Source organism: Stenotrophomonas sp. SMYL20 (genome assembly GCF_036320045.1).
Lineage (GTDB): Bacteria > Pseudomonadota > Gammaproteobacteria > Xanthomonadales > Xanthomonadaceae > Stenotrophomonas > Stenotrophomonas maltophilia_A.
In genome coordinates this window covers 45,131-61,369 of the sequence record NZ_JAWIRT010000011.1, presented here as the reverse complement: position 1 = coordinate 61,369, position 16,239 = coordinate 45,131, and the positions used below count along the sequence as shown (strand labels likewise).

The window sequence follows — 16,239 nt, the reverse complement described above, 5'->3', positions numbered from 1 at the left end:
GGCGCCCGGCATGAAACACAAAGGAACACCGATGCAGACCGCTCCGCTGGATTTCCGCCTGGCCACCCGTGCCGACGAAGAACTGTTGATCGCGTTGATGCGCGAGTTCTATGCCGAAGACAAGATCGACTTCGACGACGCGCGCGTGCGTCGCGGCGTGGACGCGCTGCTGGCCGATCCGCGCAATGGCGAGGTGCTGCTGTGGCTGGACGAGGCCGCCGAGGTGGTGGGCTACGCAGTGATCGCGATGGGTTTCAGCCTGGAGCAGGGCGGCCATTTCATGTTGCTGGACGAGCTGTACCTGAGCCACCGCGCGCGCGGCCGCGGCCGCGGCAAGCAGGCGCTGGCCATCTGCGAACAGCGCGCTCGCGGGCGTGGCGTCAGCCGCCTGCGGCTGGAAGTGAACCACCACAACGAACTGGCCCGGCGCCTGTACCTGGCCAGTGGCTACATCGATGACACCCGCGATCTGCTGACCCTGCCGCTGGATCATCCGCGCCCGGAGGGCATCCTGTGAGCGAGGCCCTGCTGCGCGCGCTGCAGCAGCGTGCCGCGCTCAACGCGCTGGTGCGCCGCTTCTTCGCCGATCGCGATGTGCTGGAGGTGGAGACGCCGATCCTGTCGGTGGCCGGCAACACCGAGCCGAACATCGACAGCTTCCATACCGATTTCACCGGCCATGTCGATGCCGGTGGCCGCCGCCGCTGGCTGCGTACCTCGCCGGAGTATCCGCTCAAGCGCCTGCTGGCGGCGGGCGTGGGTGACTGTTACGAACTGGGCCGGGTGTTCCGCAACGGCGAGGCGGGCGGCCGCCACAATCCGGAATTCACCATGCTGGAGTGGTACCGGGTAGGTTGGGACCACCATCGCCTGGTGCAGGAAACCGCCGAGCTGGTCGGCCAAGCGCTGGCCCTGGTCGGGCGCAGTGCGACGCTGCGTGTGCTCAGTTACCGCGAGCTGTTCCAGCAGTACGTGGGTGTGGATCCGTTCGATGCCGACGAGGCCGCGCTGCGTGCCGCGCTGGGCGAGGTACATATCGACCCGGTCGGGCTGACCCGCGATGACTGGCTGGATCTGCTGATGACCCATCATATCCAGCCGCATTTCGATGACGCGGTGATGACCGTGGTCCATGATTGGCCTGCCAGCCAGGCCGCACTGGCACGCATTCGAGCCGGCACGCCGCCGCTGGCCGAGCGTTTCGAGCTTTATCTGGGGGCCGTGGAACTGGCCAACGGCTATCACGAACTGAACGACGCGCAAGAACAGCGTGCGCGATTCCAGCGTGACCTGCAGCGCCGCCATGAGCGGGGCCAGGTGCAACCGTCCGTGGATGAGGCGCTGCTGTCGGCGTTGCCATCGATGCCTGCCTGCGCTGGCGTGGCGGTGGGTGTCGATCGGTTGTTGATGGCGATGAGCCGCACGCCGCGTATCGCCGATGTGCTGGCCTACGACTTCGCCCACGCGTGAGCGCGGTGCGCACGTTCCTGAACATCGAAGACTGAACGGAATTCCGCGTTTCCGCGCTTGCTTCGGTAAGCAGGATGATGCTCTTATCACGGCAGATGCCGGACACTGGCACGCAGTTCATCCATTCCTGCTGGGGAAGGCTTTGGTCAAGTGGTTTGCGGTTGTCGCTGCACCGGTGTACTCCATCGCGCTCTGGGGTGCCTGGCTGCCGTCATCGGCGTCGGCCCAGCAGGCGGGCTATGACGGCGAAGTGGTGACCTGCGAATCGCGCGACATGGGCTGGGTGCATTGCGATATCGACGTCAGCAATGGCATCGACCTTGTGCGCCAGTTGTCCAGCAACAGTTGCATCCGTGGCAGCGAATGGGGCACCGACCGCAGTGGCGTGTGGGTCACCCTTGGCTGCCGCGCAGAGTTCCGTGCGCGTCGTGCGGAAGGTGCAGCGCCTGCGGCAACGGAAGGCAAGCGCCTGGTCCGCCGTGTGGTGCGCTGCGAATCCAATGGCCGCCCGCAGAGTTGCCCGGTGCGCCTGGACGGGGCGCCGGTGCGCCTGCTGCGCCAGCTGTCGGTGCTGCCGTGCCGCGAAGGGCAGGGCTGGGGCTACAAGCGCAATGAAGTCTGGACCAGCCGTGGTTGCCAGGGCGATTTCGAAGTGGCTGACGAGGACGGCCGTTTTGTCGACGTGCCACGCCGCCTGACCTGCGAGTCGAAGTCGAAGAAGCGCCGCTTCTGTGGGGCGAGCATTTCGGTCGGCGCGGTCGTTACCGAGCAGTTGTCCAGCACCCCGTGCGAGGAAGGCAACACCTGGGGCTGGAACCGCAACGGGATCTGGGTGGACGGCGGCTGCCGCGCCGAATTCTCGGTGAATTGAGCCCGGGCAGGCTCCAACCACGCGGGGCGTGGCCCTACAATGGGCCCATGAACACTGCCTCCGACATCGACTACGCCCGTTATGACCACATCCGCCCGATCCTCTGGACCGGCGATGCCCTGCAACTGCTGGACCAGCGCAAGCTGCCGTTCGTGGTCGAGCACGTGGTCTGCCATGACAGTGACGAAGTTGCCAGCGCCATCCACGCGCTGACCGTGCGTGGCGCGCCGGCGATCGGCATTGCCGCAGCCTGGGGTGTGGTGCTGGCGGCGCGGGACGTGCAGGCCGCTGATGGCGCGCATGCGCTTCAGCAGTTGGAGCCGGCGCTGCAGCGTCTGAACGCATCGCGCCCGACCGCCGTCAATCTGGCCTGGGCGCTGGCGCGCATGCGTCGCTGCCTGAACGTCGCCGGCGCCGACTGGAAGGCTCTGCTGGAAGCCGAAGCGCAGGCCATTGCCGAGGAGGACCTGGCCGCCAACCGCCACATGGGCGCGCTGGGCGCGGGCCTGATCGAGGCCGGCAGCGGCGTGCTGACCCACTGCAACACCGGCTCGCTGGCTACCGCCGGCTTCGGCACGGCACTGGGCGTGATCCGTGCCGGCATGGCCCAGCACCGCATCGCCCGCGTGTTCGCCGGCGAGACCCGTCCGTGGCTGCAGGGCGCACGCCTGACCGTGTGGGAACTGCAGCAGGATGGCATCGACGCCACCCTGATCGCCGATTCGGCAGCCTCGCACCTGATGAAGACCGGCGCCGTGCAGTGGGTGATCGTCGGTGCAGACCGCATCTGCGCCAACGGCGATACCGCCAACAAGATCGGCACCTATCAGCTGGCCATCGCCGCTCGCCACCACGGGGTCAAGTTCATGGTGGTGGCGCCGTCCTCGACCGTGGACATGGAGACCGTGGATGGCAGCCAGATCGAGATCGAGCAGCGCGACCCGGGCGAGCTGTACGGCGTGGGCGGTACCCGCACCGTGGCCGAAGGCATCGCCGCCTGGAACCCGGTGTTCGACGTCACCCCGGGTGAACTGATCGATGCCATCGTGACCGAGCGCGGGGTGATCCTGAACCCGACCATCGAGAACATGCGCGCCGCCTTCGGCGGGTGAGGCACAGGGGAGGGGGCAGCGTGACCTCCGCCCCCGGTAGTGCCGGCCGCTGGCCGGCACCCCCCTAAGTTCCTGATTTGTGCCGGTAAAATCCCCGTAAATGGAGGCAGGGAACGGCCTGTTGTGGTAGTATCCACAGGTTGAATCGAGGTTCCGGCACGACCCCCTCCCGCAGAGGGCTGCGCCGGACTGGACCGCTACCAGACAACGGAACCCGAATGGCAGAAAACGCCAAGGAAATCATCCAGGTCAACCTGGAAGACGAGATGCGCAAGAGCTACCTCGATTACGCCATGAGCGTGATCGTGGGCCGCGCGCTCCCGGATGCGCGCGATGGCCTCAAGCCGGTGCATCGCCGCGTGCTGTTCGCGATGAACGAACTCAACGCGCACAGCAACAAGCCCTACTTCAAGTCGGCGCGTATCGTCGGTGACGTCATCGGTAAGTACCACCCGCATGGCGATCAGTCGGTGTACGACACGCTGGTGCGTCTGGCACAGCCGTTCTCGCTGCGTTACATGCTGGTCGATGGCCAGGGTAACTTCGGCTCGATCGATGGCGACTCCGCCGCGGCGATGCGATACACCGAAGCGCGCATGTCGCGCCTCGCGCATGAGCTGATGGCGGACATCGACAAGGAAACCGTCGATTTCCAGCCCAACTACGACGAGAAGGAACTGGAGCCGACGGTCATGCCGACCCGGTTCCCGAACCTGCTGGTCAACGGTTCGGCCGGTATCGCGGTGGGCATGGCGACCAACATCCCGCCGCACAACCTGAGCGAATCGATCAACGCCTGCATCGCGCTGATTGATAATCCGGAAATCGATGTCGACGGCCTGATGGAGTACATCCCGGGCCCGGATTTCCCGACTGCCGGCATCATCAATGGCACTGCCGGCATCGTCGCCGGCTATCGCACCGGCCGCGGCCGTGTGCGCATCCGTGCCAAGGCCGATATCGAAGTGGCCGACAACGGCCGCGAATCGATCATCGTCACCGAAATTCCTTACCAGGTGAACAAGGCGCGTCTGATCGAGAAGATCGCCGAGCTGGTCAAGGAAAAGAAGATTGAAGGCATCAGCGAGCTGCGCGATGAGTCCGACAAGGACGGCATGCGCATCTACATCGAGATCAAGCGCGGTGAATCTGCCGAGGTTGTGCTGAACAACCTGTACCAGCAGACGCAGATGGAATCGGTGTTCGGCATCAACATGGTGGCGCTGGTCGATGGCCGCCCGCAGTTGATGAACCTCAAGCAGATGCTGGAGGCGTTCGTCCGCCACCGTCGCGAAGTGGTCACCCGTCGCACCGTGTTCGAGCTGCGCAAGGCGCGCGCCCGTGCCCACGTGCTGGAAGGCCTGACCGTTGCGCTGGCCAACATCGACGAGATGATCGAGCTGATCAAGACCTCGCCGAACCCGAATGAAGCACGCGAGCGCATGCTGGCGCGCGTGTGGGAGCCCGGCCTGGTCGGTGCGATGCTGGGTGCCGCCGGTGCCGAAGCCTCGCGTCCGGAAGACCTGCCCAAGGGCGTGGGCCTGATCGAGGGCGGCTACCAGCTGACCGAGATCCAGGCCACCCAGATCCTGGAAATGCGCCTGCACCGCCTGACCGGGCTGGAGCAGGACCGCCTGACCGACGAGTACAAGCAGCTGCTGGAAGTGATCGCCGGGCTGATCCACATCCTGGAAGATCCCGACCGCCTGCTGCAGGTGATCCGCGAGGAGCTGGTCAACGTCAAGGCCGAGTTCGGCGATGAGCGTCGTACCGAAATCCGCCACAGCGAAGAAGACCTGGACATCCTCGACCTGATCGCGCCGGAAGACGTGGTGGTCACCGTGTCGCATGCCGGTTACGTGAAGCGGCAGCCGGTGAGCGTGTACCGCGCACAGCGCCGTGGCGGCCGCGGCCGCAGTGCGGCAGCGACCAAGGAAGAGGATTTCATCGAACAGCTGTGGCTGGTCAACACGCACGATACGCTGCTGACCTTCACCAGCTCGGGCAAGGTGTTCTGGCTGCCGGTCTACCAGCTGCCCGAAGCCGGTTCGAATGCCCGCGGCCGTCCGATCATCAACTGGATCCCGCTGGAGCCGGGCGAACGCGTGCAGGCCGTGCTGCCGGTGCGCGAATACGCCGATGGCCAGTTCGTGTTCTTCGCCACCAAGAACGGTACGGTCAAGAAGACCCCGCTGGGCGAGTTCGCCTTCCGTCTGGCGCGCGGCAAGATCGCAATCAATCTGGACGAGGGCGATGCCCTGGTCGGCGTCGGCCTGACCGACGGCGAGCGCGACATCCTGCTGTTCGCCTCCAACGGCAAGACCGTGCGCTTCGGTGAAGACAAGGTCCGCTCGATGGGCCGTACCGCAACCGGCGTGCGTGGCATCAAGATGCCGGCCGGCGAGGAAGTGGTCAGCCTGATCGTGGCCGAGAGTGCCGGTGGCAGCGAGGATGAGAACGAGGACGACAACGGTGTCGAGGAAACCGCAGCCAATGGCGATGCGGTGATCGACGGCGCCGATGACGCCAGCGTGCAGTACATCCTCACCGCCACCGAGAACGGCTACGGCAAGCGCACCCCGCTGCCGGACTACCCGCGCAAGGGCCGTGGCACGCAGGGCGTGATCGGCATCCAGACCACCGAGCGCAACGGCAAGCTGGTCGCCGCAGTGCTGATGGGCTCCAGCGACGAAGTGCTGCTGATCTCCGATGGTGGCACCCTGGTGCGTACGCGTGGCTCGGAAATCAGCCGCGTTGGCCGCAACACCCAGGGCGTGACCCTGATCCGCCTGTCCAAGGACGAGAAGCTGCAGGCGGTGGAGCGCATGGATGCCTCGATCGACGAAGACGAGGACGAGGTGGCCGTCGCCGCACCGGCCGCGACCGACGGCGCACCGGCGGCTGCCAGCAGCGAGGACGCCGCGCAGGAGTGATCCTGCCGCGAGCCTGAGGTACCCGACGACGCCGGCCCTGTGCCGGCGTCGTCGTATCCGGATGCCGCACATACGCGCGCGCTTCACGCAGGCGGTGGGATAACGGCGCATGCTGCCCCCGGAGATCGACGATGTCCGCCACGCCGCAGTCTGCTCCTGCCCCCGTTCGCGCCTCCCGGCATCCCCTTGTCACCGTGCTGTCGCTGCTGCTGGTCGTGCTCGGCCTGGTCATCGGCGGGCTCGGTGCGTGGCTGCTCAGCCTTGGCGGCTCGGCGTACTACGCAATCGCCGGGCTCGGCCTGCTGGCCAGCGGCATCCTGTTGTTCGGCAACCGCCGCAGCGGTGCATTGCTGTACGCGCTGGTGTTCATCGGCACGCTGCTGTGGACCTGGTGGGAGTCAGGGAGCGACTACTGGCGCTGGGTGCCCCGGCTGGGCCTGGTGACCGCACTCGGCATCGTGCTGGCCTTGCTGGCGCCCACCCTGCACGAGCCGGTCTCCAAACGCCTGTCGCGCAGCGTGGCGGGTGTGCTGATGCTGGTGTTCGTGGCCGCCTTCGGCCTGGCCTTTGCGCCGCATGGTGAAGTGGATGGGCATCAGCCGTTCCCGGAAGGCGCGGTCAGCGCCGGACTGGAACCTACGCGTGATACCACGGGCCTGCAGCCGGCTGACCAGCCCGCCGAGGGCGACTGGCCGGCGTGGGGCCGCAGCAATGCCGCCACCCGCTATTCGCCGCTGCAGCAGATCACCCCGGCCAATGTGGCCTCGTTGCAGCCAGCCTGGCAGTTCCGTACCGGCGATATGCCCAAGAAGCGCTGGGGCGCGGAAACCACGCCGCTGAAGATCGGCGATCGCCTTTACCTGTGCACCGCGCGCAACCGCCTGATCGCACTCGATGCCGCCAGCGGCAAGGAACTGTGGCGGTTCGATCCCAAAGTGAAGGACACCTCGATTCCGTACACCGCCGCCTGCCGTGGGGTGAGCTACTACGAGCAGCCCCGCACGCCGACCATTGCCGATGCGGCATTGGCCGATGTCGCCGCCGATCTGGCGCTGCCGGAGCCGTCGCCCAGCGTCACCCGCAGTGCTGCACCGGGCAGCCGTCCGGCGTGCTGGGCACGCATCATCGAAGGCACGCTGGACGGCCGCATCATCGCGGTGGACGCGGACAGCGGCCGCCCCTGCGCCAACTTCGGCAACAACGGCCAGGTCGACATCACCCTGGGCATGGGTGAGGTGCCACCGGGTTACGTGTCGATCACCTCGCCACCGGCGATCGTGCGCGGGGTGATCGTGACCGGTCACCAGGTGCTGGACGGGCAGCGCCGCGATGCGCCGTCGGGTGTGATCCAGGCCTACGATGCCATCACCGGCAAGCTGCGCTGGGCGTGGGACATGGACCAGCCCGAGCGCAGCGGTCTGCCGCCGCGCGAGCAGACCTATACGCGCGGCACGCCCAACATGTGGACCACCGCCACCGGTGATGAGGCGCTGGGCCTGGTCTACCTGCCGCTGGGCAATTCCGCGGGTGACTACTGGAGCGGCTCACGCACGGAAAACCAGAACCGCTATGCGACGTCACTGGTGGCGATCGACGTGGCCACCGGCAAGCCGGTCTGGCATTTCCAGGCGGTGCGCAAGGATGTGTGGGACTACGACCTGGGTTCGCAGGCCAGCCTGATCGATTACCCGACCGCTGCCGGCAAAGTGCCGGCGATCCTGTTGCCGACCAAGCAGGGCGACATCTACATCCTCGACCGCCGCAACGGCCAGTTGCTGAGTGCTGCCGAGGAGCGCAAGGTGCCCATCGGTGGTGTTGAACCCGAGCAGCGCTCGCCCACGCAACTGTTCTCGCTGTATCACACGTTGCGTCGCGAGCATGAGCTGACCGAACGTGACATGTGGGGCATCACCCCGATCGACCAGCTGGTCTGCCGCATCCAGTTCCGCAAGGCCTACTACGAAGGGTTCTACACGCCGCCGAGCAGTGACCGCCATTCCATCGAGTACCCCGGCTACAACGGCGGCTCGGACTGGGGCAGCGTGTCCATCGATACGCGCCGCGGCGTGATCGTGGCCAACTACAACGACATGCCGAACTACAACCGGCTGGTGCCACGCGCGGAGGCCGACCGGCTGGGCTGGCTGCCGCGCGAAAAGATCCGGTTCGACAAGGGCGGAGCAGAAGGCGCGGGTGACCCGCAGGTGGGCACGCCCTACGCCATCCAGGTCAATGCCGGTTGGCGCCTGCCGTTCACCGGTCTGCTGTGCAAGCAGCCGCCCTATGGCGGCATCCGTGCCATCGACCTGCGCACCGGCAAGCTGCTGTGGGACCGTCCGTTCGGCAGTGCGCGTGGCAATGGACCGTTCGGCATCCGCTCCGGCCTGCCGATCGAGATCGGCACACCGAACAATGGCGGTTCGGTGGTGACCGCCAGCGGCCTGATCTTCATCGCTGCCGCCACCGATGACCTGCTGCGCGCCATCGAACTGAGGACCGGCAAGGAGTTGTGGCATGCCAAGCTGCCCGCGGGAGGCCAAGCCAATCCGATGGTGTACGAGCAGGGCGGGCGCCAGTACGTGGTGATCATGGCCGGCGGCCACCATTTCATGGAAACCCCGAACGGCGATTACGTGATGGCGTTTGCGTTGCCGAGGTAACCGCAACGGGGGCGGTGGGCCGCCCCCGTTGCATGACGCTGGATCACACCGTCACTACCACCTTGCCGATCTGCTCGTTCGATTCCAGGTAACGGTGTGCGTCCTGGATCTGCGCGAACGGGAACACCCTGGCGATCTTCGGTGCCAGCGTGCCCTTGTCCAGGCCATCCACGATGAATGCCTTCGCGCGGGCCAGCGCGGCATCGTCGGAAACGATCTCCGAGTACAGGTAGCCTTTCAACGTCAGCGACTTGCCCAGCACGTTGAACAACGGGAACGGCGTGGGTTCGCTGCTCAGCGCGCCGTATTCCAGCAGGATGCCGCCACGCGCCATCGCTTCGGTCAGCGGCACGAACTGCGGGCCACCGATCGGATCGAACACCACGCGGGCACCTGCGCCGCCGGTGATGCGCGCCACTTCGGCCACCAGATCCTGTTCCTGGGTGGCGATGACATGGGCGGCACCGGCGTCGAGCAGGGCCTGGCGCTTGCCCGGGCCACGGGTCACAGCGATCGGCGTGGCGCCGACTGCATTGGCGATCTGGATGGCGGCCAGGCCGACGCTGCTGCTGGCGGCGGTGATGATGACAAAATCCCCGGCGGCCAGGCGTGCCTGTTCCAACAGCGCGCCCCAGGCGGTGACGTACTGCATCCACACCGCGGCGGCCGTTTCAAAGTCCAGTGCCTGCGGATGCTTGACTACCAGTCGTGCCGGCACGTTGGCCAGTTCGCCGTAGGTGCCCCAGCGCGCGATATCCAGCGGCGGCACCACGCTGACCGCATCGCCCGCGGTGAATCCGCTCACTGCACTGCCGACGGCTTCAACCACGCCGGCCGCTTCGTAGCCCAGGCGGCTGGGGAACTGCGCTTCCTGCAGGTAGGCGCCGTTACGGAACATCACCTCGGCGCGGTTCAGGCCGATCGCCTTCACCCGGATCTGGACTTCGTCAGGGGCGGGGGCGGGAACGTCGATATCGTCGATGCGCAGTACATCGGCAGTGCCATATTCGTGGATGCGGACAACCTGGCTCATGGGGGGCTCCGAGGAAGGGCCGGCGAGGGCGCCGGCGAAAGGGTGAGCGCTACTGTGCGCGTAGTCTGCATCCAGAATAAGGGGTAATCTGGCGTTTCATTGAAAAACAATTGTTTGCAATGGACCTGATCGTTCCCCTGCGGACCTTCGCCAAGGTGGCCGAGGTCGGCTCCTTCGCCGCCGCTGCCGAGGCACTGGACCTGTCGCCGCAGCTGGTCGGCAAGCACATCCAGGCGCTGGAGCAGCATCTGGGTGTGCGCCTGCTCAACCGCACCACGCGCAAGCAGAGCCTGACCGACTTCGGCCAGGCCTACCTGGCGCGGGCGCGGGTGATCCTGGAGGAAGTGGAGGGGGCCGAGCAGCTGGCCGAAGTGGCGCGCGGGCGGCCGATGGGGCGCCTGCGCATCAGTGCGCCGGTCACCTTCGGCGTGCACGCGCTGGGCCCCGCGGTGGTGGCCTACTTGCAGCAGTACCCGGACGTGCAGGTCGATCTGAACCTGTCCAACAGTCTGGTGAACATCGTTGAAGACGGCTACGACCTGGTGTTCCGCACTGGCGATCTGGCCGACAGTGGGCTGGTGGCGCGGCGGTTGGGGCCGTATCCGCTGGTCCTGTGTGCCTCGCCGGACTATCTGGCTTCGCGCCCGGCCATTGCCCATCCCAATGACCTGAGCCGCCACGAGTGCCTGGGCTTCGCGCATTCGATCATCCGCACCCGCTGGAGCTTTCGCGATACCGATGGCGGCGTGCTGACCGTGCCGGTGTCCAGCCGCTTCATGGTCAACCAGGCCGAGCCGCTGCTGACCGCCGCCATCGGAGGGCTGGGGCTGATCCTGCAACCGCACGAAATGCTGGCCGGAGCATTGGCGCGTGGTGAGCTGGTGGAAGTGCTGCCGGACTACGTACCGGTGTCGACCTGGATCAACCTGGTGTATCCGCGCGATCGCCAGCTGACGCCCAAGTTGCGCAGCTTCCTGGACTTCTGCGTGGCGCGATTCAGCGAACAGACGATGGCAAGGCGATAGCGGGGCCAGCGGGTAGCAGGGTTTCCATCAACTGCGAAGGATCTCGCACTCACGTTGCATCCGGGGCTGTGCGCATTCCACCACGCGCGCGGAGTGGATGGCAGCGCATCGATGCATTCAGCGTCACCGTTGAGGTGTTGCAGCAGAGTCCCTGGTGTCGATGCGGCGGCCGCATCCTTGGTCTAGGATGCGTCCAGGAATCCCCGCAAAGGAACTGCCATGAGGGTTGTTGGACGCCTGTTTCTCTGCAGTGCACTGGCCTGTTCGGTTCTACTGGTTACCCCGGTTTTTCCAGCAATCGGCGCCACATCTTCCGAGCGTGCACATCCACGTGCGCAGGACGCCATCGATGACTGGCTGGCGGCCTTCAACGCTGGCAGCCTCGAGCAACTGCAGGCGTTCGCCGATACCTACGCGAAGAAGGAAGGCAGCAGCCCCAAGGACTATCTCGAGTTCCGCGAGAGCACCGGCCCGCTGAGTGTGCTGGAAACACGCCAGAGCGCGCCCGGTCACGCGAAGGTGCTGGTGATGGGCCAGCTGAACGAGCGCGCGATGTGGGTGACGGCCAGCATGGACCCGGACAATCCGGCGCACCTGAAGCAGTTCCAGATCGAAGGCACTGAAACGCCGGACAAGTTCAAGCCGGAGAGGGTTGCTTTGCCTGCCCTGATGGCCGATGCCACAGCAAGGCTGGAGGCGCTGCGGGCCCAGGACGCGCTGTCGGGTGCGTTGCAGGTGGCACGGAACGGCAAGGTGCTGCTGGACTGGCGCGGTGGCAATGCCGATCGCACCGCTGGCATTCCAGTGGGCGTGGATACGCAGTTCCGCCTTGCGTCCTCCAACAAGATGTTCACCGCAGTGGCCATACTGCAGCGGGTGCAGGAGGGCAAACTCAGTCTCGATGACACGATCGGCAAGCACCTGCCGGACTATCCGAACAAGGCTGTTGCCAACAGCGTGACGATTCGCCAGCTGCTGACCCATACCAGTGGCCTGGGTGATTTCTTCGGCGACGATTTCGAGCAGTATTCCGCGTCGCTGAAGACGCTGGATGACTATGTGCAGCGCTTTGCCAAGGATGCACCGCAGTTCACGCCCGGCAGCCAGGACAGCTACTCGAACTATGGCTTCATCGTGCTTGGGCGGATCATCGAGGCCGTCTCCGGGCAGTCGTACTACGCCTATGTGGAGCAACACATCCTGCGCCCGGCAGGCATGACCGGCACCGGCTTCGAACCGGAAACAGTGACGGTGCCACGGCGTGCGGTCGCCTATACGAAGCAGGATGGGCAATGGGTGCGTGAAACGAAGTCGCTGCCCTGGCGCGGCATGTCAGCCGGTGGTGGCTACAGCACGGTGAGCGACATGGTGAAGTTCGCCGAGGCGCTGCGCAGCGGAAAGCTGGTCTCACCTGCATTGCTGCAGCAGGCCACCACGGCGCAGAACCACAAGGGCTGGTACGGGTTCGGCTTCGTGGTGCAGGGCGAGGGCAGGGAGCATCAGTACGGCCACGAAGGCGGTGCGCCCGGATCGAACAGTGCCATCGTGGTGCTACCCGCGCAGGGCTATGTGATCGTTGGGCTGGCCAATGTCGATCCGGATGCGATCGGCAATGTGGTCAACTACATCGCGCGAAGAGTGCCGCTGTAGTCCCGAGCGACTATGCCACAGCGATGTTGACGCTGGGGCAGGTGGCGGACCAGAATCGGGCCATGAGCCGACTCCTTCCCGTGGTGTGTCTGGTCGCCAGCATGGTGCTGCTGCTGCGTGGGGTGCACGTGATACTCAAGGGTGTTCCGGCCATGGCCAGCGAAGGTGCCAGTGCTGCGTATGCACAAGGCTACCTGCATGGACAAGCGGCAGCCGGGTGGGTGTTGATTGCCGCTGCAGCAGCCTGTGCGCTCATTGCCTGGCACAGGGCGCGCGCCCGGAAGTGAGAGACGGGCGCGTCAGCGCGGCACCCGCACCATCTTCGTCATCAAGTGTTCCACCACACCCGCCGGGTCCGCCGTGCGGCCCACATGCGTGCTCGACATCTGCACGACCGAGCTGCGCTTGGCGGTGAGGAAATGGAAGCGCGCACGCGCTGGCAGCTGTGCGATCGGCCCGGCGCTGGCATCGCCGCGGCAGATGGCCACTATCGCATCCAGCCACGGCTGCAGCGCCTCCTGGTCCAGCGCTGGGGCGAACACGTGCAGGCGTGCCGGATCGATCTCGATGGCCGCCTCCAGATGACGCGCGCCGGGACAGGAGACGATCACCCCGACGTTGATGAATTCCTCGCGCTCCACCCGCGGTACCACGCGGATGACCGCATAGTCATACGTGTGCAGCGTGGGCACGGATGGCCTCCTGCACGAACACTGCACGCACTTTCAGGCGGTGCTTGAGATAGTTGATATAGCCTTGGCGATAGGCCTGCGGGCTGTCGAACGCCGGTTCGTCCACCAGCCAGCTGTCCGGCACCAGGCCGACGATGCGCTCGATCTCGGCATCGGTCAGGCGCGCGGCCAGTTCGGCATCCACCTCGGCGATGCGGCTGGCGAACGACAGCAGTACGTGGTCGCGGATCAGCACGAACGGCTTTTCGCAGGCATCGCCAGCATTGGCCCAGTCGTGATGGAAGTACATGGCCGCACCGTGGTCGATCAGGTACAGCTTTCGATGCCACACCATCAGGTTGGGATTGCGCGTGGTGCGATCGACATTGCTGGTGAACGCATCGAACCAGACGATGCGCGAGGCCAGGTCGGCATCCACCGGCATCGCTGCCGGGTCGTAGTTGATCGCGCCGGGCAGGTAGTCCAGGCCCAGGTTCAAACCCTCGCTGGCGCGGATCAGCTCCTGGATCTCCGGGTCGGGCTCGGTGCGGGCGAACTCGCGGTCCAGCTCCACGAACAGGATCTCCGGAATCGGCAGGCCCAGCGTGCGCGCCATTTCGCCGGCGATCAGCTCGGCGATCAGCGCCTTCGGGCCCTGGCCGGCGCCACGGAACTTCAGCACGGCCATGCCGTCGTCGTCGGTCTCGACCACGGCCGGCAGGGAGCCACCTTCCCGCAAGGGGGTGATGTAGCGGAGGGCATGTACGGTGCGCATGCGCGCATTCTAGCGTGGGTGCCGCCAAGGGAGCGCCGGGCGCGTCCCGGCGGCTCCATGTCGTTCCCCGTCAGTGCGTCAGCGCACCGCGCTGCTGTTCCTGCACGCGGACCTGTTCCTGCGTGGCCTGATCGGCCTGCCGCTGGTTGACCACGGCAAGCGTATCCAGGCTGTCCTGCACCGGGCGCTGGGCGGCCTCGGCAGTGGGTGATGAGGCGCGCAGCGAGGCCGGATCATCCAGCGGCCCCTTCACCACAAAGATGTTCTGCGCCGCGCCCGCACCCTCGGTCTGGCGGCTGAGCACCACATGGTCGACCCGGTCCAGCCCGTTTTCGCGGGCCAGCACCAGCAGGCTGGCACTCAGGCGCTCGCTGGACGCATCGAAACTGCGTCCGTTGGCAGCATCCAGCTCAGCTACCTTGCCGCGGATCTGCTCGTGCAGCGAACGGTCACGGCCTTCCGCAAGCAGCGTCGGTAAGCCATCGCCCTCCACCGCATGCTGTGTGGTGATCGGCACATGCGTATGCGTGCCCTCAGTGTGGTCGAAGTAATGCAGCGTCGACGGCGAGGTACTGGTATCGAAGTAGGGCTGGCGCGGGGGCGAGCCCTCGCCGAGGTTGAGCCCGTTCTGCTCCAGCAGGCGCTCGTCCAGGCCCAGCTTCTTCATGTTCACTTCCATCCGGCTGACGCCATCGGGCGCTGGATTCGCGGCCTCGAATTCGCTGGCCAGTCCGATCGCCAGGGCGCCGTAGAAATTCTGGTAGTCCGAATTCCCATGATGGCCGAGGCCGGTGCTGACGCCCTGATCGTAATAGTGCCTGGCCATTCCCTCGATGTTGGCTGCGGTGGGGGAGATGGTCAGGTCCGCATTGAGGGTCAGCTCCGGGTGCGGGGCATAGGTGATCGGCGGGCCGGGTCGCGACTGGATGACATCTGTCGAGCGGGTGCTGGCTTCATACAGGTCGCGCAGGGTGGCGTCCGGGTTGTTGGCACGTACCTGGCTGACCAGCGCATTCCAGCCTGCGATGTTCGAAGAAGCCTCATCGCGGCGGTTGGCCGCGAGCAGGGTGCCGATGACCTCGGTGTAATCATGACTCGTTGTACGGCCCGCGACCTGCTCCACGTCGGCTTCGAACTGCACGTAGGCGCGCTCGACATCAGCATCGTTGAAGCCGTGCTGGATCTCGTGACCGAGCACAAAGGCAACCTCGGCCGCGTCGAACCTGTCCGGCGCCGCCGGGGTCGACAAGCTGTTGGCGGGCAGGTTGATGGATTTCGTGCCGGTCTCGTAGGTGCCGCCCGCGTTGCTTGTGGCGGGCAACAGTTCGAAGCGTTCCAGATAGCCTGCCGCGATGGCGGCGTCCACCTGCTTCGCCAGCACGGGCGAGCCCGCGATGACGTTGCGCAGGTTGTCGACCTGGTCGCTGGTGACGTCGGTCTTGCCAGCGAACTCGCCCAGCAGGCGTTCCGTTTCTGCGGAAAGGATCGTCATTGATGGCTCCCCTTACTGCACGGTGACAAGACGCACGCAGGCATGCGTGGCGTCGCCGAGGGCGTGAGGGTTCTCGGGCATGGTGTCGACCTTGATGCTCAGCTGCGGTCGATCGAAGCGGTCGTAGATCACCCGGCCGTGTTCGCCGCGCACCGTCTCGCGCTTGAAGCCGGCGGCATCCAGTGCGGAAGCGAAGTGATTGAAGTCGACCTGGCAGATTGCCGCAGCCGAGGCCTTGCGATCGCTGCTGGTGTCCATGAAGTTCAGGTCCAGCCGCGCGTCGGCAGTGCCGGCCCGCTGCACTTCCAGTCCATAGCCCCATTCCGGTGTCAGCGTGCCGCCATAGCCGAAGTGGCCGGGGCCGAAGACCTGCGCCGGCGCCTGCATCGCTGCGGACAGGCGCTCAGCGGTGAGCTCGCGGGTGGAGGTCGTGACCTTGATCAGGTCCAGCAGGCGCAGCAGCAACTGCTCGGCATTGAGCGGGGAGGGCGAAGTGGTCTCGGATACGGCGGGGGCCATGGTGTCGGTTCCTTGAGAAGTCGGCGTG

The 16,239-nt window shown here is 66.0% G+C and carries 14 protein-coding genes; 9 read left to right on the top strand and 5 right to left on the bottom strand.

Features of this window, described 5'->3' with window-relative positions; all coding sequences use genetic code 11:
• Positions 1 to 31 precede the first annotated feature (31 nt).
• The 6 genes from V3B48_RS10260 to V3B48_RS10235 all read left to right on the top strand — a co-directional run bounded on the left by V3B48_RS10260 (position 32) and on the right by V3B48_RS10235 (position 9,046).
• Positions 32 to 517: a GNAT family N-acetyltransferase gene (locus V3B48_RS10260; protein ID WP_032127684.1), complete on the top strand. Its 486-nt coding sequence runs from the start codon at positions 32 to 34 to the stop codon at positions 515 to 517.
• Positions 514 to 1,470 (top strand): EF-P lysine aminoacylase EpmA, encoded by a 957-nt coding sequence (gene epmA, locus V3B48_RS10255; protein ID WP_329893689.1) that lies wholly within the window; start codon positions 514 to 516, stop codon positions 1,468 to 1,470. Before V3B48_RS10260 ends, epmA begins: the two co-directional genes overlap by 4 nt.
• A 142-nt stretch (positions 1,471 to 1,612) precedes the next feature.
• On the top strand, positions 1,613 to 2,341 hold the full coding sequence (locus V3B48_RS10250; protein WP_032127686.1) for a DUF3011 domain-containing protein: 729 nt from the start codon (positions 1,613 to 1,615) through the stop codon (positions 2,339 to 2,341).
• 47 nt (positions 2,342 to 2,388) lie between these two features.
• The gene (mtnA, locus tag V3B48_RS10245; RefSeq protein ID WP_049400195.1) at positions 2,389 to 3,453 is read left to right on the top strand and encodes an S-methyl-5-thioribose-1-phosphate isomerase; all 1,065 of its coding nucleotides are present in this window, start codon (positions 2,389 to 2,391) and stop codon (positions 3,451 to 3,453) included.
• A 218-nt stretch (positions 3,454 to 3,671) separates the two neighbouring features.
• On the top strand, positions 3,672 to 6,386 hold the full coding sequence (gyrA, locus tag V3B48_RS10240; protein WP_049400193.1) for a DNA gyrase subunit A: 2,715 nt from the start codon (positions 3,672 to 3,674) through the stop codon (positions 6,384 to 6,386).
• A 131-nt stretch (positions 6,387 to 6,517) separates the two neighbouring features.
• The gene (locus V3B48_RS10235) at positions 6,518 to 9,046 is read left to right on the top strand and encodes a membrane-bound PQQ-dependent dehydrogenase, glucose/quinate/shikimate family (protein ID WP_329893688.1); all 2,529 of its coding nucleotides are present in this window, start codon (positions 6,518 to 6,520) and stop codon (positions 9,044 to 9,046) included.
• Between the two features lie 43 nt (positions 9,047 to 9,089).
• Here V3B48_RS10235 and V3B48_RS10230 read toward each other — a convergent pair whose 3' ends face one another.
• A complete protein-coding gene (locus V3B48_RS10230; RefSeq protein ID WP_180845292.1) occupies positions 9,090 to 10,079 on the bottom strand; it encodes a zinc-dependent alcohol dehydrogenase family protein in 990 nt (329 codons plus the stop codon).
• A gap of 119 nt (positions 10,080 to 10,198) precedes the next feature.
• Here V3B48_RS10230 and V3B48_RS10225 point away from each other — a divergent pair, with 119 nt between their 5' ends.
• The 3 genes from V3B48_RS10225 to V3B48_RS10215 all read left to right on the top strand — a co-directional run bounded on the left by V3B48_RS10225 (position 10,199) and on the right by V3B48_RS10215 (position 13,041).
• Positions 10,199 to 11,104, top strand: a complete 906-nt coding sequence (locus V3B48_RS10225; RefSeq protein ID WP_032127691.1) for a LysR family transcriptional regulator — start codon at positions 10,199 to 10,201, stop codon at positions 11,102 to 11,104.
• A gap of 219 nt (positions 11,105 to 11,323) precedes the next feature.
• Positions 11,324 to 12,754 (top strand): serine hydrolase domain-containing protein, encoded by a 1,431-nt coding sequence (locus tag V3B48_RS10220; RefSeq protein WP_329893687.1) that lies wholly within the window; start codon positions 11,324 to 11,326, stop codon positions 12,752 to 12,754.
• Positions 12,755 to 12,816: 62 nt separating this feature from the next.
• Entirely contained in the window at positions 12,817 to 13,041 is a 225-nt protein-coding gene (locus V3B48_RS10215; RefSeq protein WP_125892069.1) for a hypothetical protein, read from the top strand.
• A gap of 12 nt (positions 13,042 to 13,053) precedes the next feature.
• On the opposite strand, the gene V3B48_RS10210 is transcribed toward V3B48_RS10215, so the two are convergent.
• The 4 genes from V3B48_RS10210 to V3B48_RS10195 all read right to left on the bottom strand — a co-directional run bounded on the left by V3B48_RS10210 (position 13,054) and on the right by V3B48_RS10195 (position 16,211).
• On the bottom strand, positions 13,054 to 13,446 hold the full coding sequence (locus V3B48_RS10210) for a DUF3037 domain-containing protein (RefSeq protein ID WP_032127694.1): 393 nt from the start codon (positions 13,444 to 13,446) through the stop codon (positions 13,054 to 13,056).
• Positions 13,424 to 14,200 carry a HipA family kinase gene (locus V3B48_RS10205; RefSeq protein WP_049422090.1) on the bottom strand — a complete coding sequence of 259 codons (777 nt, stop codon included), beginning with the start codon at positions 14,198 to 14,200 and terminating at the stop codon, positions 13,424 to 13,426. The genes V3B48_RS10210 and V3B48_RS10205 overlap by 23 nt, the downstream gene beginning before the upstream one ends.
• 70 nt (positions 14,201 to 14,270) lie before the next feature.
• The gene (locus V3B48_RS10200) at positions 14,271 to 15,692 is read right to left on the bottom strand and encodes an XVIPCD domain-containing protein (RefSeq protein ID WP_329893686.1); all 1,422 of its coding nucleotides are present in this window, start codon (positions 15,690 to 15,692) and stop codon (positions 14,271 to 14,273) included.
• Between the two features lie 12 nt (positions 15,693 to 15,704).
• A complete protein-coding gene (locus tag V3B48_RS10195) occupies positions 15,705 to 16,211 on the bottom strand; it encodes a hypothetical protein (protein WP_223224724.1) in 507 nt (168 codons plus the stop codon).
• Positions 16,212 to 16,239: the final 28 nt, after the last annotated feature.

Excerpts from the sequence above, each read along its gene's own strand:
- V3B48_RS10260 (WP_032127684.1), top strand. The coding sequence starts at position 32 with ATGCAGACCGCTCCGCTGGATTTCCGCCTGGCCACCCGTGCCGACGAA.
- mtnA (WP_049400195.1), top strand. The coding sequence starts at position 2,389 with ATGAACACTGCCTCCGACATCGACTACGCCCGTTATGACCACATCCGC.
- gyrA (WP_049400193.1), top strand. The coding sequence starts at position 3,672 with ATGGCAGAAAACGCCAAGGAAATCATCCAGGTCAACCTGGAAGACGAG.
- V3B48_RS10235 (WP_329893688.1), top strand. The coding sequence starts at position 6,518 with ATGTCCGCCACGCCGCAGTCTGCTCCTGCCCCCGTTCGCGCCTCCCGG.
- V3B48_RS10230 (WP_180845292.1), bottom strand. The coding sequence starts at position 10,079 with ATGAGCCAGGTTGTCCGCATCCACGAATATGGCACTGCCGATGTACTG.
- V3B48_RS10225 (WP_032127691.1), top strand. The coding sequence starts at position 10,199 with ATGGACCTGATCGTTCCCCTGCGGACCTTCGCCAAGGTGGCCGAGGTC.
- V3B48_RS10220 (WP_329893687.1), top strand. The coding sequence starts at position 11,324 with ATGAGGGTTGTTGGACGCCTGTTTCTCTGCAGTGCACTGGCCTGTTCG.
- V3B48_RS10215 (WP_125892069.1), top strand. The coding sequence starts at position 12,817 with ATGAGCCGACTCCTTCCCGTGGTGTGTCTGGTCGCCAGCATGGTGCTG.
- V3B48_RS10205 (WP_049422090.1), bottom strand. The coding sequence starts at position 14,200 with ATGCGCACCGTACATGCCCTCCGCTACATCACCCCCTTGCGGGAAGGT.
- V3B48_RS10200 (WP_329893686.1), bottom strand. The coding sequence starts at position 15,692 with ATGACGATCCTTTCCGCAGAAACGGAACGCCTGCTGGGCGAGTTCGCT.
- V3B48_RS10195 (WP_223224724.1), bottom strand. The coding sequence starts at position 16,211 with ATGGCCCCCGCCGTATCCGAGACCACTTCGCCCTCCCCGCTCAATGCC.